Origin of the sequence: Curtobacterium sp. B18 (assembly GCF_000333375.1) — a bacterium.
GTDB lineage: Bacteria > Actinomycetota > Actinomycetes > Actinomycetales > Microbacteriaceae > Curtobacterium.
The window spans coordinates 1-855 of sequence record NZ_BACZ01000129.1; the positions used below are offsets into that span (position 1 = coordinate 1).

An 855-nucleotide genomic window follows, 5' to 3' on the forward strand; every position below is an offset into this window, starting at 1 on the left:
CTCGCCCACAGCACCGGCGCCCGACCGCACCAGCCCCGGCTTGGGTGGCACCGTGTCGAGGGCGTACAGCCGGTAGTCGGGGGCGGTGCGCGCCGCGCGGACGAACGTGCCGCCGGCGGCGACCAGCTGCCCGTTCAACGGCTGGTCCCGCAGGTGCGCGCCGACGACGAGGAGGTCGACGGTCGGGGCGGCGAAGGCCGCGGCGAGCGCCGCCAGGCGGCGGTCGGTGAACGCCGGTCCGGTCAGCATGACGCCGAACGGCAGCCCGTCCACGAAGCCGGCCGGCACCGCGAGGGACGCCATGTCCAGGAGGTTCGCGAAGTTCGTGTACCGACCCATCCGGCTGTTCGCACCGACCGGGTCCGCGGCGACCTCGTCGAGGGTCGGGTGCCAGGTGGTGGTCGTGCGCACACTCCGACGCCACGCGAGTCGATGGACGCGTGGAACGTCGCACGATGCACGCGCACGGGGTACCTCGGCGGACCGATCCGCCACGGCCGGCGCGTATCCTGGGGGGATGAACCCGCGCATCGCCTGGCACCGCGTCCTCGTCACCGTCGTCGTCGTGTTCCTCGTGCTGACGGTCGGGTTCTACGCCGCGAGCGTCCTGCTCGCCCCCGCCGACGGCCGGAACGTCGCCGGGCTGTTCGTCGGCTGGGCGATGTTCGCGATGATCGGCGCGATCGTGTTCGGCATCATCGACTTCTTCGTGCGCCCGCTCGGTGGCCGGAGCGGTGACGCCGAGGTCATCGCCGCCGCCGAGGAAGCCCGCACCGGCAGCACCCGCACGCAGACCCGCTAGGCGCCCCGTTCGGCGTCCGACGGCGCGGCGACCCCGGTGCCGGTGTAGCCGGA

Annotated in this window: 2 protein-coding genes; one reads left to right on the forward strand and one right to left on the reverse strand. The window is 73.8% G+C overall.

The window, feature by feature from the left end:
• A partial coding sequence (locus I5E_RS03520; RefSeq protein WP_031261378.1) for an allophanate hydrolase-related protein occupies window positions 1-411 on the reverse strand: 411 nt, incomplete at its 3' end.
• A 106-nt stretch (window positions 412-517) separates the two neighbouring features.
• Here I5E_RS03520 and I5E_RS03525 point away from each other — a divergent pair.
• Window positions 518-802, forward strand: a complete 285-nt coding sequence (locus I5E_RS03525; protein WP_022905776.1) for a hypothetical protein — start codon at window positions 518-520, stop codon at window positions 800-802.
• Window positions 803-855: the final 53 nt, after the last annotated feature.